Below are 26,528 nucleotides of genomic sequence, written 5' to 3'. Positions count from 1 at the left end.
CTACAGATAAATTGGGTCAGTTGAGCCTGATGCGTCACCTTCGCCGAGGTTCATTATCTCGTCGAGGCTCACTACGCCCTGCAAAGCCAACTCCATCGCAGAGGCTAATAGTGGTTTGTAGTTTTCAGACTGTCTTGCGGTTTGAGCAAAACCCACAGCATCGTTAGCTCTTAAAGCATCCATCATATTGTGCTCAAGCTCCAACATCTCAAATACACCGATACGCCCGCGATACCCGGTTAAGTTACAGTTCTGACAACCTCGCCCTTTCATGAAAGGAACATCGACCTGGTTAGGGAAACGAACGCTCAGCCACTGTTTGCGCGCCTCGTCCAGCTCGTCATCAACTTTACAGTCGGTACAAACTTTACGAACCAATCGCTGCGCCACTACCGCACGAACTGCACTAGCTACCAAATAACCTGGTGCGCCCATATCCATCATACGCAGTGCACTGTCTACCGCATCGTTGGTGTGAAGGGTACTTAGCACTAAGTGACCGGTAAGTGCAGCTCTCAAACCAATCTCGACCGTCTCATGGTCACGCATCTCACCAATAAGAATGATATCGGGATCCTGACGTAAAAAGGTTCTTAAGATCGTAGAGAAGTCGAGATTGATTTTAGGATTAACCTGCACTTGGTTGATTCTAGGCAGGCGGTATTCCACCGGGTCTTCCGCAGTAATAATTTTTTTACCCGGTTCATTCAACTCACTTAGCGCACCATAAAGGGTGGTTGTTTTACCCGAGCCCGTAGGACCAGTGACTAGAATCATTCCGTGCGGGCGACGCAACTGTTTACGAAGACGAACCAGTAAATCACTCGGGATGCCCGACGCTTCCAGTTTTCGTAAGCCGGCAGATTGGTTCAGCAGACGCATAACCACTGACTCACCGTGCTGCACAGGCATCGTCGACATACGAATATCGACAGATTGACCTTTCGCTCGAATATTGAAACGACCATCTTGCGGCAGACGCTTCTCTGAGATATCGAGGTTTGCCATCAGCTTTAAACGTAATACCAACGCAGAAGCGATATTCACTTCGTTAAGGAGAGTTTCGTGTAAGACGCCATCAATACGCTGACGAAGACGCAACACATTAGAATCAGGTTCAATATGGATATCGGAAGCGCCTACTTGAATCGCATCTTCAAACAGCGAGTTGATCAGCTTAACCACTGTCACTTCATCACTGTCTTCTTCAGCAATATCAAAGTCAAAGGCTTCATTCACTTGGTGTTCAGCATGGAGCTGCTCAGCGAATGAGGCGATCTCTTTGGTTCTACGGTAGTAGCGATCAAACCCATCAACCAATTGCCTTTCTGGCGCCACAACAAACTCAAGTGCGTAATCACCCAACTGACCAAGCAGCGATTCCTGAGCAAACAGATCCGCAGGATCACTCATCGCAACACGCAGCGTGTCACCTTGTCGACCAATAACCAATGCGCGAAGACGGCGGGCATGCACTTCAGGTAAAAGCTGAACCGCTTCAACATCAACGTTCGCTCGACTTAGATCGATAAGAGGAATAGCAAGCTGTTGCGACAAAAAACTCAGCATTTGTTGCTCAGACAAGAAGCCAAGTTCAATCAGTGCATCACCTAACTTACGACCGGTACTCTTTTGAGAGGCAAGCGCTTGTTCAACTTGAGCCTCAGTGATGATGCCTTCTTCAACAAGCAAATCACCAAGCCTTTTTCTTAATCTAATTTGCATTGCTGCTCTCCTCTAAAGCACTGATTATTTTCAATCGGTCACGCACAAAGCTTTGTGATTGAGATGAGATACCGACTCGGGTTAACGCACCTTGGTATGATTGCTTTGCAGCAGCAAAGTCTAATTGTCGCTCCTGCTGTATCGCTAAACCTAGCCACCAGCGAGCATTCTCAGAATCAATCTCGACCAGCTTTTGGTAACTCTCCAGTGCAATCTCTTCTTGCTGTGACTTTTGGCTCAGCGCAGCACGCATTGCTAGATATTCTTGAGTTGGATGCGGAGGCATATGTACCAAAGGGCTTAACGCTGCTTCTGCTTGGTCCGCTTTTACCAACAGTTTTGATAAACCCAAACGTAGCTTTTCACTATTGATGTTGAGCTTAATACCCGACTGAAAAAGCTCGTAAGCTTTACGAGTATCACCCTTGCCGAAATAGAGAATAGCGAGCTTTTGACGAACATCCTCATTTCTTGGCGTATAACGAAGTGCTTCGTTGTACCCCTTCAATGCACCAGTAAGATCATTTGCATCTAGCGCCTTCTGAGCTCGCCCTTGAGCATTTACAGAAAGTTGCTCTGGGGTCAGTTCTACTTGTTCAATCAGTATTCCACTATTTTCTGAGTCTTTTGGCTCATTAGAAATAGAAGCTGGGCTGCTCTTCGCAACACTCGCAATCAAGGTCGGCTCAGGAACTTGTGTCGTATTTACTTTTGTTGTTGCTGTCGGTTTCGCTTGTACCTGAGGTTTTGTTATTTGTGGCGTTTTAACCGCTGAATCCACAACTAGCGCCTGATTTCGAGAGCTTTTTTCTGGGGTTACTTGAGTTAGATAGGAAGCATCGACCGTCACTAACTTCTTAGTTGGCGATGACGGAGCTTGAGTAACAATTGCAGGTACTTCTGCCGAGCTATCTACAACAGAAACCTGAACCTGCCTATCTTGAGTCGATATTGAGTTATCTACCGTTGGGCCCTGTGATATCGCCCAACCGCCCATGGCCAAGCTCAGAGTAAAACCTGCAGCTACCCACACAAATGGTGAGCGCGTTTTTACCTTAGGCACGACCGCAGCTTCTATTGCTGTCGCTGATTTTTTCTTTGCCAATTCAGACAAGGCGTTATTAATGACGCTCATAATTAATTCCAACCCCACAGTATTGGCGTTTTAAATTTGGGCTTACACACATCGTAAGTTTCATGCATCGCAGAAAACAGATGTTGGTTATCGATACTTTTTTTGCTTTCACTGAACGACAACAGTAAAGCCTTGTGGCATAGCTGATTTATCAGCCTTGGGATACCTAGTGAAGAACGACAGATCGCCTTTTTTTGATTCAAACTGAACAGTTCTGGGTTGCCACCAGATTTAGCAATTCGGTTATCAATATAAGCCACCGTCTCATCAAGAGTTAGCGCCCTTAATGTCGAACTAAAAGTGATTCTTTGACGAAATTGTCTTAGATGATAAGCCTCTAAACGAGCGTCTAGTTCTGGCTGTCCAAGTAACACTATCTGAAGTAATTTCTTGTCTTCAGTTTCCAGATTGCCGAACAGTCTCAATGTCTCTAGTGCTTCGTCAGAGAGAGCTTGTGCCTCATCAATAATCGCAACCACTCTTAAGCCTGAATTATGCAGTTCAATCAACTTATGTTGAATGTTATCCACCAGCGAGGCTTCGTTCTCAACCTTTAAATCAAGCTCTTTGGCGACAGCATGACGTAAGTCAGCTCCGGACAACACTGGGTTTGGCAAGTAAATTAATGCAGTACAGTTTTTTAGGTGATTGACCAACATCCGACAAACCATAGTCTTACCGGTGCCTACTTCTCCAGTCACCTTGATGACGCCCTCTCCCATCTCTAACGCCGAAATGACCGTTTGAATCGCCTCAAAATGCGGGGCTAATCCGTAAAACAAATCGGTATTCGGCGTTAAAGTAAATGGCAGCTGTTCAAAACCAAAATGAGCTTGATACATAGGTTCACCCGGCTTAGTGAAGCGCTGCCAATTGAGAAAGTAAGCATTTACTCTTCATCAGGGAACCATTGCTGAAGCAGATCACGAGAACGTTCAAGCTCAGTTTGCCAAGTATTCACACCCACAACCGTCGGTTTAAGCAAAATCACGAGCTCGGTCTTTTGCGTCAACTGATTGGTGTTGCGGAACAAGTGACCCAAAGCCGGAATGTCGCCTAAGAATGGAACCTTAGAAGTCACGTCACTGGTATTTGATTTCATCAGGCCACCAATAACAACCACATCACCATCTTGTGCACGAATCACTGAATCAGACTCACGAATAGAGCTTTTCGCTAAAGGAAGCTGTACGACACCCGTTGTTGAGCCGAGGTTAAGCTCTTTAACTTCTTCTTCTACCTCGATAACCGCAGGATGGACATGCAAGAATACGCTGCCTTTATCATCAATTTGAGGGGTCACATCTAATGAGATACCAGAGAAAAACGGCGTTAATTCCACTTCAGGTGCTACGTTGGCATTATCACCACTGCCAACCGCACTTGATAAATCTGTGACGTAATACTCGTCTGTGCCGACTTTGATCACCGCTTTTTGGTTATTTGCAGCTGTGACTCTTGGGCTAGAAAGCACATTGAGGTCGCCTTGAGTATCCATAAAGCTCAATACCGCCTCGAAGCTGCTCCCCGATACAACAATATTGGATTGACCACCAAGTGCTGCACCTATAGGGTCCATCCCAGGTAATGTGCCCGGAATAATAGCTCCTGTCGCATCTTTGACTATAGAACCCATGCCAACAGTGTAATTAGTTCCGTTTGACGAGAACATTTTCGTCCAGTTAATGCCCTGTTGGTAACCATCGCTCAACGTCACTTCCATGATTTTGGCTTCAAGGATAACTTGACGTTGCAAGCGCTGCTGGGAAACACCTAAGAACTCGCGAACCTCACGAATTTCATCAGGAAATGCACGCACGGTAATCACACTCGCTTGTGGCGTCACGACAACACTTTGCCCATTTCCAGAACCAATTAGGTGTGCAACCGCAGCCTCAAGCTGTGGCCAGAAATCACTTTCAGAAGTGGTCTCAATCTCAGTGCCACCGTTCGAGGTAGAGTTTGAATTGTTTGAAGAGTTCGATGAATTCGACGAATTTGAGTCAGAACTTGAAGAGCTCGATGAACTGTTGTCTGAATTAGAGATCGTACCCGTCGTTATCGTAGTCAATGAGCGACCCGCGCGCTTAACTTGTAAGTAATCGACTGGGATCGTCACAGTGCGAAGGCCTGCAGGGTAGACTTGAATCACTTTGCCGCGCTTTTCAATATCGTAGCCATACATATCCTGAGCTACAGCCAGCACTTCATCTAGCGTCACATCCGTTAAGTTCAGCGTAAGCTTTCCAGACACGCTAGGATGAATCGCTGCACTGTATTCTGTGCCTTTTACTAAACTGGCAAAGAAGGTTCTCGCTTCGACACCTTTTGCTTGAATACGAAAACGCTTCACTGTCTCCATTCCCGGAGACATAACATCGGAATTAAGTTGAGGCATAAGATCATCTTGTACAGACGAAGGCAACTCATGAAGCGCCTTGCTGTTCGCTTCATTAATAGATTCGTTTAAAGACTCTTTTATCTCAACAGGATCACGATGCCCCATCGAACAGCCGACCAAAGATGACACTAGGATTGCTACTACAAGTTTACGCATGTCTTCACTCAAACCTTAATTATTCTTAATATCTAAAGAGAACATCTCTAATTTCCACTGCTTAGAGCTTCTCTGCAGAGTGACGTATTCTGAATCTATTTTCTTAACTCGATACCCTCTTATCGTCTCTCCTTGAGCAACAATTTCACCATTGAGAATGGCGTAGCAAGGCGTATCCGCTTTACACACGATGCTTTCTAAAGACGGTAAACGATAATGAGTTGGCGCTTTCTTTGCCGGCGCTGTTTTCTGTTGAGGCGTCATCCACCCCAAAGGTGCCGTTGGATCTTGCTCAGCCGACGCCAGTGAACTGGCAAACAGTAATGACAACAATAGAGTCCTAACCACCGATAAACTCCTGTCTGGTACCTAGTGTGTAAACCTCGAATACAAGTCGAGCTTTCGGGTATTCTTCTACCGTGTATTCAAATGTACGCCAGTAGTAACTCACAGGAAGAGATTCAAGAGCCTGAAGGTAAGCTGCAATGTCAAAGTAACTACCAGTTAGCTCCATTCTCACCGGGTGAAGAAAATAACCGGAATATTCACTGGTCTCTTTGTTGTTCGAAATCGCTTCTGGCTTAAGTGATTCCAGCGATTCTAATTGCAGCCCAGTACCTGCATTGAGGACACTTTCGAGCAATTGCGACATTTGGGATGGAGAGATCAGCCCATCGACCATCTCGGCTAATTCAAGTGACAGTTCTTGGCTCTCTCGCATCAATTTTTTGTATTCGAGATTGATCTCTTTGTCTGGGTCTTTGTTCAATTTGGCTTGCAGAACAAGTAGCTCACCTTGCTGCCTCTGATTTGATTGAGTCAGGCTGGTCATCTTGGCATTTTTTGCTTGCAGATCGAGGTACACCGGCTCCACCAGTAAGGTAAAAAGCAGCATAAAGATACCAACAAAACCGCACACGAAAAGCAGCCACTTTTCTCTTGGGCTTAATGCAAGAAACTTATCGCTAAGTTGATTCCATTGCTGCATTACTTGCTCTCCCTACGAGTACTTAACTCAAAGGTCACCACATCTTGATCATTACGACCTATTTTCAGTTTTTCAAAAGAGCGGCCAACAAGATTAAGCTCATTTTTGAATTGACCAATCCAGTTAGGGACAACATTGGCATTGCGAGCTAACCCACTCATATCTAACGTGTCATAGGTCATATAGATGTGCGAAAGAGAGATGTCATTTCGGCCTAATTGAGCTAAGGAATTCATGACGCCAGAATACCCGACTTGCTGAGACTCGTCGTATTGTCCAACCGCCTTTAGCGCCTCTTTTTTTGCTTGAGTCTCACGTTTGAGACGCTCAACTGCCGCAACTTTATCAGGGGAAGGTTTATGTTGAGTTAACTTACTATTCAATTGGTTAACCTGCTTGTTAAGCTGGTTCGACTCTTGTTGCAGAGCTGTTAATTCAGTATCTAAATTGGAAGCTTGGTAGTTCATGACAAAGTAGCTGCCAAGTAACAATGCACCAACCACTCCCCAACTCGCAGCGACATTCGCTAAAGTAAAATACTCTTTTTTAGGTTTTAAATGCTCAGGGTAAAGATTGACGTTGAACGTCTCTCTTTTAGCCGCAAGTTGAACCAACAAGCTTTCAGAGTTTTCACGCTCTCCTTCAACGAGCAAAGAGACCGTTGAACTCAACGTGTTGTTTAACGCAGTTTGTAATTCAGCTTCATCCTCTTCATCACAACAGATTTTTAGTTGATGAAGTTGCGTACCTTTAATTTGAGAAGACAGATAATCAATAGAACGTTGAAGCTCCAAGGCAAGACCATCTAATTGCAGAGCACTTGACGCCACTCCAGTTAAAGGGGGCACAACACTACGAATGGTTCTTTGGAAACAAACGGTATGTTCAACAAACGCACCCAGCTTGAAGTGCGAATTAGTACTGCGTTGCAAAAGGATAAAATTCGACAGTTCACCAGCACTATAACCCCAGATTTCATCTTCTGGCGCCACACCTTTTAGCTCAACTTGCGCCGAGCTCGTAATATTAACCAGCTTATCTAGCAGTTTTTTGGGCAATACATACACTTGTAACTTATTCGACGTTGGTAGAGCGACCGCACTCGCGGTGATCTCCGTAACTCTCTCCGCAACAAGGTCTTTGAGTAGAAATGGCAAGGCAACCGACCATTCACTTTCTGGGATGTCCGGCTTATCAAGCTGATAGGTTTGGTAATAGTTGGCGCAAACAATAAGTTGAAGGCTATTGCTGGTAAACGCCTCACTATTCAACGATTTTTTCAGCGCACTTTCCCAGTCACCATTAACTAAAGGAATACTGGTTACTTGGGATTCTTGTTCCGTCGATGAAATATAGACAGCATCGTTACCCAGCATGACAACTTGAGTGTTGCCATTGCTTTTGCTTGGCTTTAATTTGTCTACAATCGCTTTAAAATTCATACTTAGCTACTACTCTTACGCCATCGATTTCTTCGACCAACTTTTACTACAGACTCAGCTTTCACTGACTTTGAACCTTTATTAGGTAAAGGGATAATTTGTTGTTCTTCGTCGAAATACCTTCCTTGATAGCCATTAATACCTAACTCTATCAAGGTGTTCTTTTCTTGTTTTGTCTCGACCCCCACCGCAATCACTTGAGTTGGAGAGTCACCACACGCGCCGATTAAACTGCGGACGAACAGCTGGTTTTCATGTCTTTGGTCGATTTTCTTAATCAAGCTTCGATGAAGCTTTATATAGTTAACCTTCAAATCCTTAATGTAGTGAGTGCTGACAATAGTTCGCCCAGCTTGGCCAACAATCACTTTACACCCTAGTCCTCGCAGCATCTTTGCCACCGGTCTCATATAATCAAGATGAGCGATAAGGTGCCCCTCAGGAAACTCAAAAGCGAGTTGTGACCGGTGCTGTGCAGAAAGCTGCAACAATTCACTCCTAAACCACTTAAAGTGCTGCTTACTCGCAAAAGGCGTGACGTTAAGGTTCACTGAATAATGAATAGGTTGAGTCGATTCTTTCAGTGACTTCAACAACACCCTCAACACCGATTGATCCATTTGAGCTTGGTAACCCACTTGCTCCACCGCAGGCATGAAGCGAGAGGACTTCAATAAACCCTTCTCAGGATCCTGAATTCTAGTGAATATTTCTCTATGTAATTCATTAGCTTGACCTAATTCAGACATAAGATAACACCGCTGAGCAAAGATTACTAAATTATCAGGAAGCAGTGCTGTATCAAGTAGTGTTCTCCAGCGAACACTTCCTCTATCGAGCTCATTTTTATTTTGTTTAGGGAAACGACTCCAGTTATTAATACGCTCCAATTGCGCACTTTTTAATGCGGTTTCCGTTTCATCCATGATCTGACTATGACGTTCACCTTCGGTGTACATGGTCACGCCGATATGGCACCAATTATCCGACTCTAAAGGCTCTGGTGGTGTTAACTTATCAAGTTGTCTTAAACACTGAGCCGCCAGCGTCGCAATATCTTTGGCACCTTGGTGCGGGATAAATACAGCAAAGTCGGCTTCATAATAACGAGAGAAAATAACATCTGGGTAGCGCTGTACGATATTCGATAATACTTCGCCGACCTCAATAATAAAGTTATCTGTAACTTGCTTGTCATTATCATCACGTACCTCCTCCCACTCATCAATACGTATTAACAACACACCGCCACGAGCACCACTTTCATGCAGTGCCGATTCAAGCTTGTTATCGAATAGCACTCTGTTGGCAGTGCCAGTGAGTTTATCTAAGAAGGTATGGGTACGAATAAAGGTATCGAAGCGACTACGCTCTTGCCGAGCGTCTTTTAACTCTTCAATAAGAACATCAAGAGCTTCACTCGCGGTAAAAGGCCACTCTCGCTCATCACCTTTGGCATGAGCCTCAACCTGACCAGCAAGAATCATCCTTCCACGCTCTTCCAGCATTTCAGAGCCCATCAATTGCTCTTTTAGCCATCGAACGCCACGAGCTAGGCAAAATATAATCAAAGCGACCGCTAAAGTAATCGACCACATTGCTTCCAATGAGTAGCTGTATCCAATGTAAGGAGGCAGAGCCTTAAACTCGATTCGATAACCGGTATTTCGTTCTAATACAAAGCTCTTTTCATAAAGGCGGCTAGGATCAATCTGTGGTGAAGTATCTTTGAAGCGATAAACAATGCCGGTCTTATTCGAGAGTTTCATCTCAACAATGTTGCTTGCTTGCAACATCTTAGGCATCCAACGTTGCATTGAATATGCAGCGTCTGGGTCTTCCATTTCCTTATCTACAACGTCGACAATACCCACCAAATAATGGTCTAAATACTCTTGCCCGATACGCTTAAATGAGAGGGTGCCACCGATAAAAAGAATGAACATCGCACTGATAACTATCACGGTTACAAATGCGACCAATCGGGTGCTCAATTTTAGTGTGGGGGTATATCTCATGAATAACGAAATCCTTTTCAACTCACATTATACCGTATTGCTACTTATACTATAAATTGACGTTGTAAATAAAGCGTTAAGAATTCTAGGTAACAAAAAGCCGCGATAATCGCGGCTCTTTCCAAATTAATACTGTCTTTATAATATATTAAAAACAGGGCTTAAAATGGGATGTCATCATCAAAATCCATCGGTGGCTCATTATATTGAGGTTGAGCCTGCTGAGGAGCTTGTTGAGGTGCTTTCGGCTGCTGTTGAGCTGGAGCACTGTATTGCTGCTGTTGTTGCGGCTGCTGAGGTTGACCCCAACCACCTTGCTGTTGTTGGCCACCCATGCCGCCTTGAGCTGGTGCGCCACCTTGAGCACGACCGCCTAGCATTTGCATAACGCCGTTAAAGCCTTGAACCACAACTTCAGTCGTGTAGCGATCTTGACCGCTTTGATCTTGCCATTTACGAGTTTGAAGTTGACCTTCAATGTAAACTTGAGAACCTTTACGTAGGTACTCACCAGCAACTTCAGCTAGCTTGCCAAACAGAGCAACACGGTGCCATTCTGTTTTTTCACGCTGTTCGCCAGTTGCTTTATCACGCCATGACTCTGACGTTGCAATGGTAATGTTCGCTACTGCGCCGCCATTTGGCATGTAACGAATTTCTGGGTCATTACCTAGGTTACCCACTAATATAACTTTGTTAACTCCACGGCTAGCCATGATTTGCTCCGTCTAAATTCATAGTCTCAGAAAATTTTTAGCGCACAAGAATAGCATGCTTTTCTGCTGTGATAAATCGCATTCCTATTCTCTCCTCACGACAAAGAATAAAAACGTAACAAATCATGATATTCAGAGCGATGTTGCTTTTTTCTCCACTTACAAACCACTCATTTACTTTGAGAATTGATATTCAACGCAAGTCACAACGATGATGCTAGAGAAGCCAAAGTCTGCATGACACCGTGAAATCTCATACTTCATAAATAAGGAACTTCAATGAGAAAATCTCGCTATGCTCGCACTTTACACTTTATGTGCATCGACCCAAGCGACACCTACTTACACGTAAAAGAAATAGAGAAACACCTATCAATTATGTTGTACAAGATGACGCCAGACGACTTAATGTTAGTTGATAGAAAGCAGAGCAATCGAATTCTTCTTGTCGACTATAAAGAAGTGCCAAAGCTATTGGCTATCTGCCCTAATTTGACCGTAATGTGGAAAAACCATGAGATCATTTTGTTTAATGTCCCCCAGCAACTGCCAACGTCAGAGCTTTTGACTTATGGTGTATTAAAAGGGTTATTTTATAACACCGATAAAAAAAACAAGATTGCTCATGGTTTACAAGAGGTAATCGATGGCGAAAACTGGCTGCCAAGAAAAGTAACCAATCAACTGCTGTTTTACTATCGCAATATGGTCAATACCAACACAACGCCTACGAATGTTGATCTCACCATTCGCGAGATCCAGGTTATTCGTTGCCTCCAATCCGGCTCGTCGAACACACAAATAGCCGATGATCTTTTTATCAGCGAGTTCACGGTGAAGTCTCACCTCTATCAAATATTCCGTAAATTGGCGGTAAAAAATAGAGTCCAAGCAATTGCATGGGCCAACCAGAATCTGCTTGCATAATTGATCCACTTCTTAAAGTCGCGATAATTTTGAGGGAAGCTCTGGTTAGCCATACGGATTGTTGCTGAATTTTCGACAAAATTTGTGCTAGAGTTGCCCTCAGAAATATCAACCACTCAGGTTGAATCGATAATTATTATAGATAAAGGGTCTTACGATGATCAAAAAGTGCCTTTTCCCGGCAGCAGGCTACGGTACACGCTTCTTACCAGCAACCAAATCAATGCCGAAAGAAATGATGCCAGTAGTAAACAAACCACTGATTGAATACGGTGTTGAAGAAGCAATCGAAGCCGGTATGGACGGAATGTGTATCGTAACGGGTCGTGGTAAGCACTCGATCATGGATCACTTCGACAAGAACTACGAGCTGGAACATCAGATCAGTGGCACAAACAAAGAAGACCTGCTGGTTAATATCCGTGAAACGATTGAAGCTGCAAACTTTACCTATATTCGTCAACGCGAAATGAAAGGCTTAGGTCACGCAATCCTGACTGGTCGTGAGCTTGTGGGTGACGAACCATTCGCAGTGGTACTTGCCGATGACCTATGTGTAAATGAACAACAAGGCGTGTTGGCACAAATGGTTGCGCTATACAAACAGTTCCGCTGTTCTATCGTAGCTGTTCAAGAAGTTCCTGAAGAAGAGACACATAAGTACGGTGTTATCTCAGGTGAAATGATCAAAGACGACCTGTTCCGTGTTGATGACATGGTGGAAAAGCCAGAGCAAGGCACAGCACCAAGCAACCTAGCGATCATTGGCCGTTATATTCTGACTCCGGATATCTTCGAACTGATCGAGCAAACGGAACCAGGTAAAGGTGGTGAGATCCAAATCACTGATGCACTGCTTAAACAAGCAAAAGCAGGTTGTGTATTGGCATACAAATTTAAAGGCCAGCGTTTTGACTGCGGTAGCGTAGAAGGCTACATCGAAGCAACAAACTACTGCTTTGAAAACCTATACAAGAAAGACCAGCAGCAAGTTGAGTTAGGCAAACACTCAACACAGAAAGAAGCATAACTGCTGACTGGTAAGTAACAATTCACACAATGTAATGGGCGGCTCTTGGAGTCGCCCTTTTTAATTACTGTTTTTTTATCCAGTAAAACTTTGCACAAATCTCACTCTATGTAATACTTTAGCCACTAAAAATTACATGGTCTGTTGAGATGGATAAAATAGAAATTAGAGGCGCTCGTACGCATAACCTCAAAGACGTAAACCTTACCATCCCTCGTGATAAGCTGATTGTTATCACAGGTCTTTCTGGTTCAGGTAAGTCATCACTTGCGTTTGATACCCTCTACGCAGAAGGGCAACGCCGTTATGTTGAGTCTTTGTCTGCCTATGCTCGTCAATTTCTATCCCTTATGGAAAAGCCTGATGTCGACCACATCGAAGGCTTATCTCCCGCTATCTCGATAGAACAGAAATCGACGTCTCACAACCCTCGCTCAACGGTCGGTACTATTACCGAAGTTTATGATTACCTGAGGCTTCTTTACGCACGAGTCGGGGAACCTCGCTGTCCAGAACACAACACACCACTTGCCGCACAAACCATCAGCCAAATGGTGGATAAGGTACTTGAACTACCTGTTGGATCAAAGATGATGCTGTTAGCACCAATCGTTAAAGAGCGTAAAGGTGAGCATGTCAAAACACTGGAAAACTTAGCGGCTCAGGGCTTTATCCGCGCGCGTATTGATGGTGAGACATGCGACCTATCCGATCCACCAGCACTAGAACTGCACAAGAAACACACGATAGAAGTAGTGGTTGACCGATTTAAGGTACGCCCTGATCTTCAACAACGCTTAGCCGAATCTTTCGAGACCACATTAGAGCTCTCTGGTGGTATTGCTGTCGTTGGTTGGATGGATGAAACAGACCAAGAAGAGATAGTATTTTCTGCTAACTTCGCTTGTCCAAAGTGTGGTTACAGCATGCAAGAGCTTGAACCTCGCCTATTCTCATTCAACAACCCTGCAGGTGCATGTGGTACGTGTGATGGTCTTGGGGTTCAGCAGTACTTTGATCCGAGTCGAGTGATCTTAGATGAGAATCTGAGTATTGCCGACGGAGCAATTAAGGGCTGGGATCAAAAGAACTACTACTATTTCCAGATGCTAACATCGCTCTCTGAACACTATGGTTTCGATCTGTTTGCACCATTTAATTCTCTACCGAAGAAGACTCAAGAGATTATTCTGAAAGGTTCAGGTTGCACTGAAGTTGAGTTCAAATACATCAATGATCGTGGTGATATTCGAGTCAAACGTCACCCATTTGAAGGTATTTTGAATACGCTGGAGCGCCGTTACCGTGATACAGAATCAAACGCAGTCCGTGAAGACCTTGCTAAATACATTTCAACGAAATCATGCTCAAGCTGTGACGGTACTCGTTTAAGATTAGAAGCTCGTAATGTCTTCATTGGCGATACAACTTTGCCTGAAATTGTTGAACTCAGCATTGCTGACGCCCTACAATTTTTCCAAGAGTTAAAGTTAGACGGTCAGCGCGGACAAATCGCCGATAAGGTGATGAAAGAGATCAATGATCGCCTGCACTTCTTGGTTAATGTCGGTTTGAACTACCTCAACCTATCACGCAGTGCTGAAACCCTATCTGGTGGTGAAGCGCAACGAATTCGTCTCGCAAGTCAGATCGGTGCAGGCTTAGTGGGAGTTATGTATGTCTTGGATGAACCATCGATTGGCCTCCACCAGCGTGACAACGAACGACTACTGCAAACCTTGGTTCATCTGAGAGACTTAGGCAATACAGTACTTGTCGTTGAGCATGATGAAGACGCGATTCGTTGTGCAGATCATGTTATCGATATCGGCCCTGGTGCTGGTGTGCACGGCGGCCACGTCGTCGCAGAAGGTACTATGCAAGATATCATCGACAATCCAAATTCGTTGACTGGTCAGTACTTAAGTGGCGTAAAAGAGATTGAAGTACCAAAACAACGAACGCCGATCGACAAAAAGAAAGTCGTCGAGATCATTGGGGCTACCGGTAATAACCTGAAAAATGTCACAGCGACTATCCCAGTTGGCCTATTCAGTTGTATTACAGGTGTATCGGGGTCAGGAAAGTCGACACTGATTAATGACACCTTCTTTAAAATTGCTCACACCCAACTCAACGGCGCAACGACAGCAGTACCTGCGCCACATAAGAAAATTAAAGGATTAGAGCATTTCGATAAGGTCATCGATATTGACCAAAGCCCTATCGGTCGAACGCCAAGATCAAACCCTGCAACCTACACAGGGATCTTTACACCTATTCGTGAGTTATTTGCGGGTACACAGGAGTCACGTTCGCGCGGTTACAAACCGGGACGCTTCAGCTTTAACGTGCGTGGCGGACGCTGTGAAGCCTGTCAGGGCGATGGTGTTATCAAGGTAGAAATGCACTTCTTACCGGACGTTTATGTACCTTGTGATGTGTGTAAGGGCAAACGCTACAACCGTGAAACACTAGAAGTTCGCTACAAAGGTAAAACCATCGACGAAGTACTGGAAATGACCGTAGAAGACGCACGTGAGTTCTTTAATCCGGTTCCAGTGATCGCTCGCAAACTGCAAACTCTCATGGATGTCGGCCTTTCTTATATTCGTTTGGGCCAAGCCGCAACTACCCTATCTGGTGGTGAGGCTCAACGTGTTAAATTAGCGCGCGAGCTGTCTAAACGAGATACAGGAAAGACGTTATACATTCTGGATGAGCCAACAACAGGCCTTCACTTCCACGATATCCAACAGCTATTAACCGTATTGCATCGCCTACGTGATCACGGTAATACCGTTGTGGTAATTGAACACAACTTGGATGTCGTTAAAACTGCAGACTGGATACTCGATCTCGGCCCTGAGGGTGGTCAAGGTGGTGGTGAAATTGTTGCAGAAGGCACACCAGAAGATGTGGCACTAGTCGAAGGTTCACATACCGCACGCTTCCTTAAGCCTATGTTAAATTTGAACTAGGTATAAAATAGCGTCCTGCGGGCGGACAGAAAAATGTTAAAGTAACGGAGCTTGTTTCAAAAGGAACAAGCTCCGTTTTTATAAGGTTAGGGATTTATGGCAACAATACACACTAGCGGAACCCAGCTAGAGCATCAGGTCACTCAGCTACCTCTCAACAAAGCATTCCTTGCTTCACTAGCTGTTGTATTCTTACTCGCCATGCACTTTTTCATGCCTAACCCAGGTGGTTCAGGCCTTGCCCTATCCTTTAACCCGACCACTTGGCTGGCTCTAAGCTTCTCTTTAGCCATTGGCTTTTATCAACTGGCGACCAATCGAGTACTCAAGTATTCCAAGTTAACCATAGGCTTGCTGATAAGCTGCGTGATACTCACATTGCCTATTCTATACAGCAATGCTTCGCCGCAAGGGGCTTCTGGTCGATTACTTGGGTTATGGGCTGGCTTTGCCTTATTCGTGGTTCTTCAACAATTCAAATTCAGTAATAAACATAAACAGCGCATGCTGTGGTTCATCGTACTTGCTGTCGTCATACAGGCATTGTTTGGCTATGTGCAATATTTTTTGTTGGAGCCTGGTAACCTATTTGGTTACAACACTGAAGCTAATCGTCCTTATGGAATCTTCCAACAACCTAACGTGATGGCTAGCTTTTTAGCGACGGGTTTTGTCCTTTCTGCTTACCTACTGGCGAGGCAGCCAGCCAAGTACAACCATAAGATTAGCGAATCATTTTTACTCTACCTAACACCAACGTTAACGGTACCACTGCTGATCATCATCGCATCACGCACAGGTTGGTTAGCCGCACTCATTGGCTTCATATGTATTCTGCCTTACCTCTACAAGTTCTCGACCAAGAAACGATTCTACGGATGGTGTGCATCCGTTGTTGTCGGTATCGTAGTTGCATTTTCAGTAATCAGCCTTAGCACTACAGATAGTATAGCGAGTAAAAAAGCGAACCTAGAGAGTCCTCGAGCTTACACCTTCCCGCAAACATTAGACATGTTGGTAGAGAAACCATTTACTGGTTACGGCTACGGAAGATTTGAATCAGAGTACACCCTGTATACCGCTCGTCAGCATCAACTCAATTCAAACTATCATCCGGGGCTTCCAGCAATGGATCACCCCCACAATGAGTTTCTATTCTGGGGAGTTGAGGGCGGTATTGTACCTATCATAGGAATATTGATTGCCGCAGTATTAGTATTGTCGCGTATCTCGAGCTCAGCGAAAGGAACACGCTTAGCTTTACTGGCGCTATTCATACCGATACTTTTACACTCTCAGTTGGAGTACCCGTTCTATCACTCGGCAATACACTGGATAACCTTTATCATATTGATTTATTGGGTCGACCAGCGCGCTTCGCGTCATTATCAGCAGCAGTTCAGCTTTATCAGTAAAACCTTATTTAGAGTGACCAGCCTAGTGTTACCAATTCTGGTGAGTGTTTACATGTTGAGTGCACTGCATACCAACTATGTACTGACCAAATTTGAGCTATCTAAACCTAAAAACCCAGATATTCTCAAACAAGTCACCAACCCTGTGGTTTGGAAAGATCGCTACGATTGGGATATATACAGCACTTACCTAAACATTGGTCTTTATAAAGGCGATCCTAGCCTTATTCAGCCCTATGTTGATTGGTCACTAGAGATCATAAAGAGTAAACCAAGACCAGCGTTTTACAGTAACTTGATCCTTGCTTATCAAGGTTTAGGGGAAGAGAGCAAAGCGGAACAGATCCGTAGCGAAGCCAAGTTTCTGTTTCCGGACAGAGACTTTTCACAGGTTCAGTACAAGAAAGTATCCCAAGCAGAAAACAATGTTTCATCCGCAGAGTAGCTAAGGACTAGCGAGATATGACTTTCGCATCTCACCTTTAGATCAAACACAAAAAAGCGCACGATCCTCGTGCGCTTTTCTTTAAAACTAACCTGATTTGACTATTTAAGTACGTCTTGCAGCGCTTTAAGACACAACGCGACATTCTCTTTGCGAGCACCGTAGCCCATCAAGCCAATACGCCATGCCTTACCAGCCAAAGAACCAAGGCCAGCACCAATCTCAAGGTTATACTCTTCTAAAAGCTGCGATCTGACTTTCGCTTCATCGATTCCTTCAGGGAAGTAAAGAGCATTAAGTTGTGGTAAACGGCTCTCCTCATCAACAACAAATTTCAGTCCTAATGCTTCCACGCCCTCTTTCAACTCTTGATGCATAGCGTGATGGCGAGACCAAGCATTATCTAAGCCTTCATTTTTCAATAGCACGAGAGACTCATGCAGCGCGTAAAGACTATTGACTGGTGCAGTATGGTGATAACTACGCTTACCTTCTCCGCTCCAGTAACCTAATACTAGGCTCTGATCCAAGAACCAGCTTTGTACCGGTGACTGACGCGCTTTCATTTTATCAACGGCACGCTGAGAGAAAGTCACTGGTGATAAACCAGGAACACAAGACAAGCACTTCTGACTCCCAGAATAAACCGCATCGAGCTGCCATTCGTCCACTAACAGTGGTACACCACCCAGTGAGGTCACAGCATCAACAATCGTCAATGCATCGAACTGTCGGGCAACCGCAGAGATAGCTTGAGCATCCGATAGCGCACCAGTAGAGGTCTCAGCATGCACAAACGCAACCGCGACAGCATCTGGGTTTTCTGATAATGCTTGTTGTACCTTTTCGACAGATACAGGCTTACCCCATTCGTCATCAACAAGAATTGCCTCGCCACCGCAGCGCACCACGTTTTCTCGCATACGTTCACCAAACACGCCATTTCGACAGACGATGACCTTTTCACCGGGTTCAATCAAGTTAACAAAACAAGTTTCCATACCGGCGCTGCCCGGCGCTGATACAGCAATCGTAAACTCATTATCTGTCTGAAATGCATACTTAAGAAGCTGTTTAACCTCATCCATCATTGCAATAAACAGCGGGTCTAGATGACCTATGGTTGGACGACTCAAAGCTTGCAGTACTTGAGGTGAGATATCAGAAGGCCCAGGCCCCATTAACGTTCGATGTGGTGGATAAAAACTATCGATAGTAGAAGTATTTGTTAAGTTAGACATGTAAATCCCTTACGTTAATGGTGTTGATATTCCACCCTAAAGCAAATCGAACATGTCAGCAATTAGCCTTAGGTCTTGAGGTCAAACCACTGTCACATAATTGTTAAAATTATTTTTAAATTATCTCAAGTTACCAATTGACATTGTGAGCGCAAACACGTTCAATGAAATGGCTATCTAGCAGAAGAGGAGCACTGCCCAGGCAGGTGTTTTGTGGAACCGCATTTCCGATACAAAGCATTTAGGGGGAGCAGTGCCGAGATAATAAAAGGATGCAGGACCTTTATTATCGGTTGAGCGGGCTGAATCCCGGCGACTGTCACCATTTCTATATGGTGAAGAGCTTCTGAGGTTACTATTCACATAATTCCTCTCTTTTTGCTCTAAAACTCTCTTCGAAAACAATGGACGTTGGATTACCCAACCGTAATTTTATTTAGGAAGTCGTGGGAGATATATCGTGAGTGCATCTAATGTAGCTGGTTCTTTTAATGTCGCTAAGTTTGGTGGTACAAGTGTTGCCAACTTTGAAGCAATGAGCCGTTGTGCTGCCATTATTGAAAACAACTCAAATACCAAGTTAGTCGTAAGTTCTGCGTGTTCAGGAGTAACTAATTTACTTGTTGAACTGGCAAACGGTGTTCAAGACAGAGCTCGTCGTCAAGAGGTGATGACCCAATTAACGGACATCCACAATGCAATTCTTGATCAACTTGCTGATCCAATCAGCGTCGAAAAAGAAGTTCACTCCATTCTTGATGACATTGCGAGCGCTGCCGAGGCTGCATCGTTTCAAACAAGCACTAAGTTAACCGATCACTTGGTCGCGTGCGGTGAATTGATGTCGACACACCTTCTTGCTCAAATCCTTCGCGAACGTGGTACATCCGCGGTTCGCTTCGATATAAGAGAAGTGATGCGCACCAATGATGATTTCGGCAAAGCTGAACCTCAGCTTGAAGAGATTTCAGTGCTAGCGAAAGAGAAACTGATTCCACTGTGCCAACAACAAGTTGTCGTCACACAAGGTTTTATTGGTGCAGACAATGACGGCAATACAACAACCTTAGGCCGTGGTGGTAGTGATTACTCAGCAGCGCTTATTGCAGAGTCAGTACAAGCGATTGGCTTAGAGATTTGGACAGATGTTCCAGGTATCTACACCACAGATCCTCGCATCGCACCTAAAGCTTCTCCAATCCCAGAAATCAGCTTCAGTGAAGCCTCTGAGATGGCAAACTTTGGAGCGAAGATCCTGCACCCATCGACTCTCGTGCCAGCACTACGTCACCAAATTCCGGTATTTGTCGGCTCTTCAAAAGCACCAGAATTGGGTGGAACTTGGATTCGCCAGCAGGTGGAAAGCTCTCCACTATTCAGAGCCCTTGCCCTTCGCTGCAACCAAACCATGGTTACGCTTCGTAGCGCTAATATGTTCCATGCTTACGGCTTTCTCGCGAAAGTATTCGAGATCCTTGCTAAACATAAGATCTCGGTCGATCTTATCACCACCTCAGAGATCAGTGTTTCACTCACCCTAGATCAAACTGATACATCTGGTGGTGCACCTGAGTTACCAGAAGCAGCACGTCTTGAGCTAGAAGAACTTTGTTCAGTCGATGTGGAACATGACCTGTGTTTAGTGGCATTGATTGGTAATAACATGAGTGAAAGCAAAGGCTACGCTAAGCAAGTATTCAGCACCCTTGAAGATTTCAACTTGCGCATGATTTGTTACGGAGCAAGCCCTCATAACTTATGCTTCCTGCTCAATGAGTCAGTCTCTAAACAGGCTATTCAAAAGCTGCATCAAGAGCTATTCGAATAAGGCGATAGTGAATTAATAAGAGTTCAACGCTCAAAGTACAGATACAAAAAGGGTTGCAATTAAGCAACCCTTTCTATTTTTACAAGTAACTCGCGGATTTAATAGCTAGTTAATATTTGGACCTAGCCACTTCTCAGCTTCCAACATATCCCAACCCTTACGGTCAGCATAGCTGTCTACTTGATCCTGTTGAATCTGAGCAATCGCAAAGTATCGAGAATCAGGGTGAGAGAAGTACATCCCAGAAACTGAAGCACCAGGCCACATCGCGTAGCTGGACGTCAGTGACATATCGATGCTCTTCTCAACATCCATCAACTCCCACAACGTGCCCTTCTCTGTATGCTCAGGGCAAGCAGGATAACCAGGAGCAGGACGAATACCTTGGTATTTCTCTCGAATCAGATCATCGTTAGATAAGTCTTCATCTGGAGCGTAACCCCAAATGTCCTTTCGCACCTCTTGGTGTAGGTATTCAGCAAACGCTTCAGCTAGTCGATCAGCCACAGCCTGAATCATGATGGCATTGTAGTCATCACCATTGGCCTTGTATTCATCCGCTAACTCACGCTCACCAATACCACCTGTCACTGCAAAGCCACCAATCCAGTCCGCTTTACCGCTTTCTTTTGGAGCAATGTAATCTGACAAACAGTAGTTAAAGCCTTTAGGCTTCTCAGTCTGTTGGCGAAGGTTATGTAGAACTTTGAGAACCTCGGTACGAGACTCATCGGTATACACCTCAATGTCATCACCAACACTGTTGGCTGGGAACATCGCACACATACCACGGGCTTCAAGTAGCTTCTCTTTCTCTAAACGATCCAGTAACTCGTTCGCATCTTTGAATAAACGTTTTGCCTCTTCACCCACTTCTTCATGGTCAAGAATAGCTGGGTACTTACCGACCAATGACCATGTCATGAAGAATGGTGTCCAGTCGATGTAGTTGCGCAGTGTTGCCACATCAAAATCATTGAATACATGCACACCCGGTTTAGCTGGTGCTGGCGGAGTATATGCGTCCCAATCAATCGCCACTTTATTTGCGCGAGCTTGCTCGAGTGTCACTGGCTTAGTGCGAGGCTTCTTACGATTATGCTGATCGCGAACGCGCTCGTAATCTAAGTCCAACTTCTCAACGAAGGCAGGTTTTAGCTCTTCAGAAAGTAATGAGGTACATACGCCAACTGCACGAGAAGCGTTATTAACGTAAACCACTGGTTCTGAGTAATTCTGTTCAATTTTAACAGCAGTATGCGCCTTGGATGTCGTCGCACCACCAATCAATAGTGGTAACTTAAAGCCTTGTCGTTCCATTTCTTTGGCAACATGCACCATTTCATCAAGGGATGGAGTAATCAGGCCAGAAAGACCAATAATATCGACGTTTTCTTCTTTCGCGACTTTGAGAATTTTTTCACATGAAACCATCACGCCTAGGTCGATGATGTCATAGTTATTACATTGAAGAACGACGCCAACAATGTTCTTACCAATATCATGAACATCGCCCTTAACTGTCGCGAGAAGGATCTTACCGTTACTCGCACCAACTTCTTTGGATGCATTAATGAACGGCTCCAAGTGGGCTACAGCTTGCTTCATTACACGGGCCGATTTAACAACTTGAGGGAGGAACATCTTACCTGCACCAAACAAATCGCCGACCACGTTCATGCCGTCCATTAACGGACCTTCAATTACCTCAATAGGACGAGTTGAATTGACACGCGCTTCTTCAGTATCTTCAACGATGAAGTCAGTAATACCTTTGACCAAAGAGTGCTCTAAACGCTTCTCTACAGGCCAAGTACGCCACTCGAGTGCTGATTTATCTTCAACTTTACCAACCGCTCGCTCTAGATACTCGGTTGCCATATCAAGCAAACGTTCCGTCGAATCATCACGACGGTTTAGTACGACATCTTCAACAGCATCGCGCAGATCTTCTGGCACGTTATCGTAAATTTCCAGCTGACCAGCGTTTACGATACCCATATCCATACCATTTTTAAAACAGTGGTATAAGAATACAGCGTGGATTGCCTCACGAACGTAGTTATTACCTCGGAATGAGAATGACACGTTCGAGACACCACCTGAGATCATCGCATGAGGTAGGTCGCGCTTGATATCGCCTACCGCTTCAATGAAATCAACCGCATAGTTGTTATGCTCTTCAATACCAGTCGCAACCGCGAAGATGTTTGGGTCAAAAATAATGTCTTCAGGTGGAAAGCCAACCTCATCAACAAGAATGTTGTAAGCATTGGTACAGATCTCGACTTTACGTTCACGTGTATCTGCCTGACCGACTTCATCGAACGCCATCACGATCACGGCTGCACCATAGCGACGAACCAACTTGGCTTGCTCGACGAACTTCTCTTTACCTTCTTTTAGAGAAATGGAGTTAACGATGCCTTTACCCTGAATACATTTCAGGCCGGCTTCAATAACCTCCCATTTTGATGAATCGACCATCACTGGGACTTTTGAAATCTCTGGCTCAGAGGCACATAGATTAAGGAATTTAACCATACACGCTTCAGCGTCTAGCATTCCTTCATCCATGTTGATATCGATGATCTGTGCACCATTTTCGACTTGCTCACGAGCAACACTCAATGCCTCATCGTAAAGCTCTTCTTTGATCAAACGTTTGAAGCGTGCAGAACCGGTCACGTTCGTTCGCTCACCCACGTTTACAAACAGAGACTCTTTAGCAATGGTCAGAGGTTCTAAACCGGATAAACGACACGACACAGGTAGGTCCGGCAATTGGCGAGGAGTTACATCTTCAACCGCTTCTGCCATTTGGCGAATATGTTCTGGCGTAGTACCACAACAGCCACCAATCAGGTTCAAGAAACCACTTTCAGCCCACTCTTTAACGTGTTCAGCCATGTCTTCCGGTGAAAGGTCATACTCGCCAAATGCGTTAGGTAAGCCAGCGTTAGGGTGAGCAGAAACATAACTCTCTGAGATACGAGACATCTCGCCAACATACTCACGCAGCTCATCAGGGCCTAATGCACAGTTCAAACCAAACGAGATAGGCTTAACATGACGAAGGGCGTTATAGAAAGCTTCGGTCGTCTGCCCTGAAAGCGTACGACCTGATGCATCAGTAATAGTGCCGGAGATCATGACCGGTAAAGTGATGCCTACTTCTTCGAAAACAGATTCAACTGCAAAAGCACACGCTTTAGCATTGAGTGTATCGAAGATGGTTTCGATAAGAATAAGGTCTGAGCCACCTTTGATCAGCGCGCGAGTCGATTCAGAGTAGGCCTCGACTAACTCATCAAAACTCACATTACGATAACCCGGATCATTAACATCTGGAGAGATAGAACAAGTGCGGTTTGTTGGGCCTAAGACGCCGGCAACGAAACGAGGTTTTTCAGGAGTCTTTGCAGTCCATTCGTCAGCGGCTTCTCGTGCTAACTTGGCTGCTGCAAAGTTAATTTCTTCACTAAGGCTTTCCATATCGTAGTCGGCCATAGCAATGGTTGTAGCGTTAAAAGTATTGGTTTCAAGGATGTCTGCCCCAGCTTCCAAATATTGCGAATGAATATCTTTGATAAGCTTAGGTTGTGTAAGTACCAAAAGGTCATTGTTACCCTTTAAGTCACTATGCCAATCCGCAAAGCGTTCACCACGATAGTCTTGCTCTTCCAATTTATAGTCCTGAATCATGGTACCCATGCCACCATCAATCAGTAAAATTCGTTGCTTCAACAGAGCATCAATCTTTTGCCTTACATTACTTCCCACGGTACAACCTCATTCCTTTAATTATGCTTCCATCCTATCACACATTAAAAAGGAGTCTAGACGTCTAAAAGAGGAAATTGATTACCGAGTCCTGACAAAAAGTGTTTGCTATTTGAGCATGAGACAACGAAAATTCATATTCATACTTTGTTACATGTTGGTACCCCAATGTCGGTCTATTACACCTTATGCTTCTTGTCTGCTGCAGCCATGCTCATTGCCTTTGTTAATAGCAAAATTGGTAAAATGCAAACAACCATCGCCATCACAGCAGGCTCAATGATGCTGTCTCTTTTAATTATCATTGCGGGCCAAAACAACTGGTTTCAATTAGCCGACATTGCTTCTGAAACGGTTGCCAGTATTAATTTTGAAGACTTCCTACTTAAAGGGATATTAGGCTTCCTACTATTTGCTGGCGGCTTAGGGATCAAACTCCCAAACCTTAAAGACCAAAAATGGGAAATCACAGTACTCGCACTCGGTGCGACTCTATTCTCGACCTTCTTTATTGGTTTTGTTCTTTATGGATTCTGTCAGTTCATCGGCATCCAATTCGATCTCATTTACTGCTTACTGTTCGGTTCTCTTATCTCACCAACCGATCCAATCGCTGTTTTAGCCATTGTAAAGAAACTCGATGCCCCAAAACGAATCTCGACTCAGATTGAAGGTGAGTCGCTATTTAACGATGGTTTTGGCTTGGTAATCTTCGTCACTCTATTCACCATTGCATTTGGTACAGAAGCACCGACAGTTGGCAGTGTGACTATGCTATTTGTCCAAGAGGCTATTGGCGGTATCGTTTATGGTTTTGCATTAGGTCTTATATTCCACTACCTAATCAGTAATACTGATGACCACTCAATGGAATTGCTACTAACTATTGGTGTCCCTACTGCGGGTTATGCTTTTGCTGAAGTCCTCCACGTATCAGGTCCATTAGCTATGGTGGTATCAGGCATCATGATTGGTAACTGGACTCGCTTTATAGGCTTCTCAAAAGAGAGTGAAGACCACTTAGACCACTTCTGGGAACTGATAGATGAGTTCTTAAATGGCGTGCTGTTCTTATTGATTGGTATGTCGATGCTGCTATTCAAATTCCACCAAGAAGACTGGATCTTAATGGCATTCGCAGTTCCTCTAGTATTGAGTGCACGCTACCTGAGTGTTTTCTTGTCCTACATTGGATTTAAGCGCTTTAGAACTTACAACCCATGGTCGATTAAGATTCTAACTTGGGGCGGCTTACGTGGAGGCTTAGCACTAGCAATGGCTCTATCAATCCCTTCCGGTATCTGGGTAATTGAAGACAAGGCAATAGATGTTAAAGAGATAATCCTTGTCATGACATACGCCGTAGTTGTGTTCTCTATTCTAGTTCAAGGCTCAACAATCACTCCTATGATAGAGAAAGCAAAACAAGCAGAGAAAGAGCTAGATTAACACCTAGATAGATTAACCAAGGCCACCTACTTTAGGTGGCCTTTTTTATACCTAATGAAAGTCAAACTCACCAATTCCCACACTGAAGCTATCGCTGAAAGGTATGCGTAGAACATAGAAGCTTATATAGATATTTGATACCACTATTATTGGAGTAATCGAAAGCCTTAATTGGGGGGAGTACTAAATTTGGCCGGAACTCTTTCAGGAAGTTAAGTAATACAGAGAACTCATTGTTCTGCACACTCACTAGCCTCCCCAGTAACCCACTCTCAAGTTATATTAGCTTCAATCGAAAGGCTTCAGCTTTCACCTGGAAACACAAAGAACGGGAATCAATGTCTCGCTAGAATAGCGTTAGTTATTAACTAGCAGAACTATAGAGCAAAATGAGTATTGAGTAGATAGAGATAACTTGGTGTCTCTAGCGTTACTTCTAAAAATGACAGGAATAATAAAGGCTCTAGCATTTTGCTGGGACGCGCAGTCTAAAGACTTAAATATGGCAGGAATGGAGAGATTAGACTGAGCTGGCGAGCTAGGGGAACGCGTAATTATTCCAACTTTGCTTCGCGAAAAAAACATCAGCATTTCTGCTGAGGCTTAGTATATAGCAAGAGTTGAGGCATAGACTCCCAACACGCACAGTTTTGGTAAGTAGGGGAATCCGCGGCTTTGCCAATAGAGTATTATTAGATTCAGAAAGCAAAAAGGCTCTAGCATTTCTGCTAGAGCCTTTTAATGTGGCAGGGGTGGAGAGATTCGAACTCCCAACACGCGGATTTGGAATCCGCTGCTCTGCCAATTGGAGCTACACCCCTAAAACTTTTTGTACTTTAGATTCGAAA

At 44.5% G+C, this 26,528-nt stretch carries 17 protein-coding genes, 1 tRNA gene and 1 riboswitch; of the genes, 6 read left to right on the top strand and 12 right to left on the bottom strand.

What is annotated here, in order from left to right:
- The 9 genes from F0232_RS09255 to F0232_RS09215 all read right to left on the bottom strand — a co-directional run bounded on the left by F0232_RS09255 (position 1) and on the right by F0232_RS09215 (position 10,581).
- Positions 1–1,725, bottom strand: coding sequence for a GspE/PulE family protein (locus tag F0232_RS09255; RefSeq protein WP_105059038.1), 1,725 nt, complete (start codon positions 1,723–1,725; stop codon positions 1–3).
- Positions 1,715–2,860: a lipopolysaccharide assembly protein LapB gene (locus F0232_RS09250; protein WP_105059039.1), complete on the bottom strand. Its 1,146-nt coding sequence runs from the start codon at positions 2,858–2,860 to the stop codon at positions 1,715–1,717. The genes F0232_RS09255 and F0232_RS09250 overlap by 11 nt, the downstream gene beginning before the upstream one ends.
- A 2-nt stretch (positions 2,861–2,862) precedes the next feature.
- A complete protein-coding gene (locus F0232_RS09245) occupies positions 2,863–3,702 on the bottom strand; it encodes an ExeA family protein (protein ID WP_061033514.1) in 840 nt (279 codons plus the stop codon).
- Between the two features lie 47 nt (positions 3,703–3,749).
- Complete coding sequence (gene mshL / locus F0232_RS09240) at positions 3,750–5,417, bottom strand: pilus (MSHA type) biogenesis protein MshL (RefSeq protein WP_105059040.1); 1,668 nt, start codon at positions 5,415–5,417, stop codon at positions 3,750–3,752.
- A 15-nt stretch (positions 5,418–5,432) separates the two neighbouring features.
- Positions 5,433–5,765: a hypothetical protein gene (locus tag F0232_RS09235; protein ID WP_061033512.1), complete on the bottom strand. Its 333-nt coding sequence runs from the start codon at positions 5,763–5,765 to the stop codon at positions 5,433–5,435.
- Positions 5,758–6,405: a type 4a pilus biogenesis protein PilO gene (gene pilO / locus F0232_RS09230; RefSeq protein ID WP_019826979.1), complete on the bottom strand. Its 648-nt coding sequence runs from the start codon at positions 6,403–6,405 to the stop codon at positions 5,758–5,760. Before pilO ends, F0232_RS09235 begins: the two co-directional genes overlap by 8 nt.
- Positions 6,405–7,847 carry an MSHA biogenesis protein MshI gene (locus F0232_RS09225; RefSeq protein WP_105059041.1) on the bottom strand — a complete coding sequence of 481 codons (1,443 nt, stop codon included), beginning with the start codon at positions 7,845–7,847 and terminating at the stop codon, positions 6,405–6,407. Before F0232_RS09225 ends, pilO begins: the two co-directional genes overlap by 1 nt.
- A gap of 2 nt (positions 7,848–7,849) precedes the next feature.
- Complete coding sequence (gene csrD, locus F0232_RS09220; protein ID WP_105059042.1) at positions 7,850–9,865, bottom strand: RNase E specificity factor CsrD; 2,016 nt, start codon at positions 9,863–9,865, stop codon at positions 7,850–7,852.
- Positions 9,866–10,026: 161 nt separating this feature from the next.
- Positions 10,027–10,581 (bottom strand): single-stranded DNA-binding protein, encoded by a 555-nt coding sequence (locus tag F0232_RS09215; protein WP_061033509.1) that lies wholly within the window; start codon positions 10,579–10,581, stop codon positions 10,027–10,029.
- A gap of 279 nt (positions 10,582–10,860) precedes the next feature.
- Here F0232_RS09215 and F0232_RS09210 point away from each other — a divergent pair, with 279 nt between their 5' ends.
- From F0232_RS09210 to F0232_RS09195, 4 genes are all read left to right on the top strand, one after another.
- Positions 10,861–11,508 (top strand): LuxR C-terminal-related transcriptional regulator, encoded by a 648-nt coding sequence (locus tag F0232_RS09210; RefSeq protein ID WP_061033508.1) that lies wholly within the window; start codon positions 10,861–10,863, stop codon positions 11,506–11,508.
- 157 nt (positions 11,509–11,665) lie between these two features.
- Positions 11,666–12,538, top strand: coding sequence for a UTP--glucose-1-phosphate uridylyltransferase GalU (gene galU, locus F0232_RS09205; RefSeq protein WP_019826989.1), 873 nt, complete (start codon positions 11,666–11,668; stop codon positions 12,536–12,538).
- 149 nt (positions 12,539–12,687) lie between these two features.
- On the top strand, positions 12,688–15,519 hold the full coding sequence (uvrA, locus tag F0232_RS09200; RefSeq protein WP_105059043.1) for an excinuclease ABC subunit UvrA: 2,832 nt from the start codon (positions 12,688–12,690) through the stop codon (positions 15,517–15,519).
- Between the two features lie 96 nt (positions 15,520–15,615).
- The gene (locus tag F0232_RS09195) at positions 15,616–17,379 is read left to right on the top strand and encodes a PglL family O-oligosaccharyltransferase (protein ID WP_105059044.1); all 1,764 of its coding nucleotides are present in this window, start codon (positions 15,616–15,618) and stop codon (positions 17,377–17,379) included.
- Positions 17,380–17,480: 101 nt separating this feature from the next.
- On the opposite strand, the gene F0232_RS09190 is transcribed toward F0232_RS09195, so the two are convergent.
- Complete coding sequence (locus tag F0232_RS09190) at positions 17,481–18,620, bottom strand: alanine--glyoxylate aminotransferase family protein (protein WP_105059045.1); 1,140 nt, start codon at positions 18,618–18,620, stop codon at positions 17,481–17,483.
- Between the two features lie 176 nt (positions 18,621–18,796).
- Positions 18,797–18,974, top strand: a riboswitch (Lysine riboswitch).
- 106 nt (positions 18,975–19,080) lie between these two features.
- On the opposite strand from F0232_RS09190, the gene lysC reads away from it, so the two are divergent.
- Complete coding sequence (gene lysC / locus F0232_RS09185; RefSeq protein WP_105059046.1) at positions 19,081–20,448, top strand: lysine-sensitive aspartokinase 3; 1,368 nt, start codon at positions 19,081–19,083, stop codon at positions 20,446–20,448.
- Positions 20,449–20,553: 105 nt separating this feature from the next.
- On the opposite strand, the gene metH is transcribed toward lysC, so the two are convergent.
- Positions 20,554–24,231 (bottom strand): methionine synthase, encoded by a 3,678-nt coding sequence (gene metH / locus F0232_RS09180; protein ID WP_105059047.1) that lies wholly within the window; start codon positions 24,229–24,231, stop codon positions 20,554–20,556.
- A 168-nt stretch (positions 24,232–24,399) separates the two neighbouring features.
- Here metH and F0232_RS09175 point away from each other — a divergent pair, with 168 nt between their 5' ends.
- Positions 24,400–25,680: a sodium:proton antiporter gene (locus F0232_RS09175; RefSeq protein ID WP_004740869.1), complete on the top strand. Its 1,281-nt coding sequence runs from the start codon at positions 24,400–24,402 to the stop codon at positions 25,678–25,680.
- A 744-nt stretch (positions 25,681–26,424) separates the two neighbouring features.
- Here F0232_RS09175 and F0232_RS09170 read toward each other — a convergent pair.
- Positions 26,425–26,501 (bottom strand) — tRNA-Trp (locus tag F0232_RS09170).
- Positions 26,502–26,528: the final 27 nt, after the last annotated feature.

Origin of the sequence: Vibrio sp. T3Y01, assembly GCF_013114525.1 — a bacterium.
GTDB lineage: Bacteria > Pseudomonadota > Gammaproteobacteria > Enterobacterales > Vibrionaceae > Vibrio > Vibrio chagasii_B.
The sequence above is the reverse complement of the archived record's forward strand: the minus strand, read 5'-3'. Positions and strand labels throughout refer to the sequence as shown.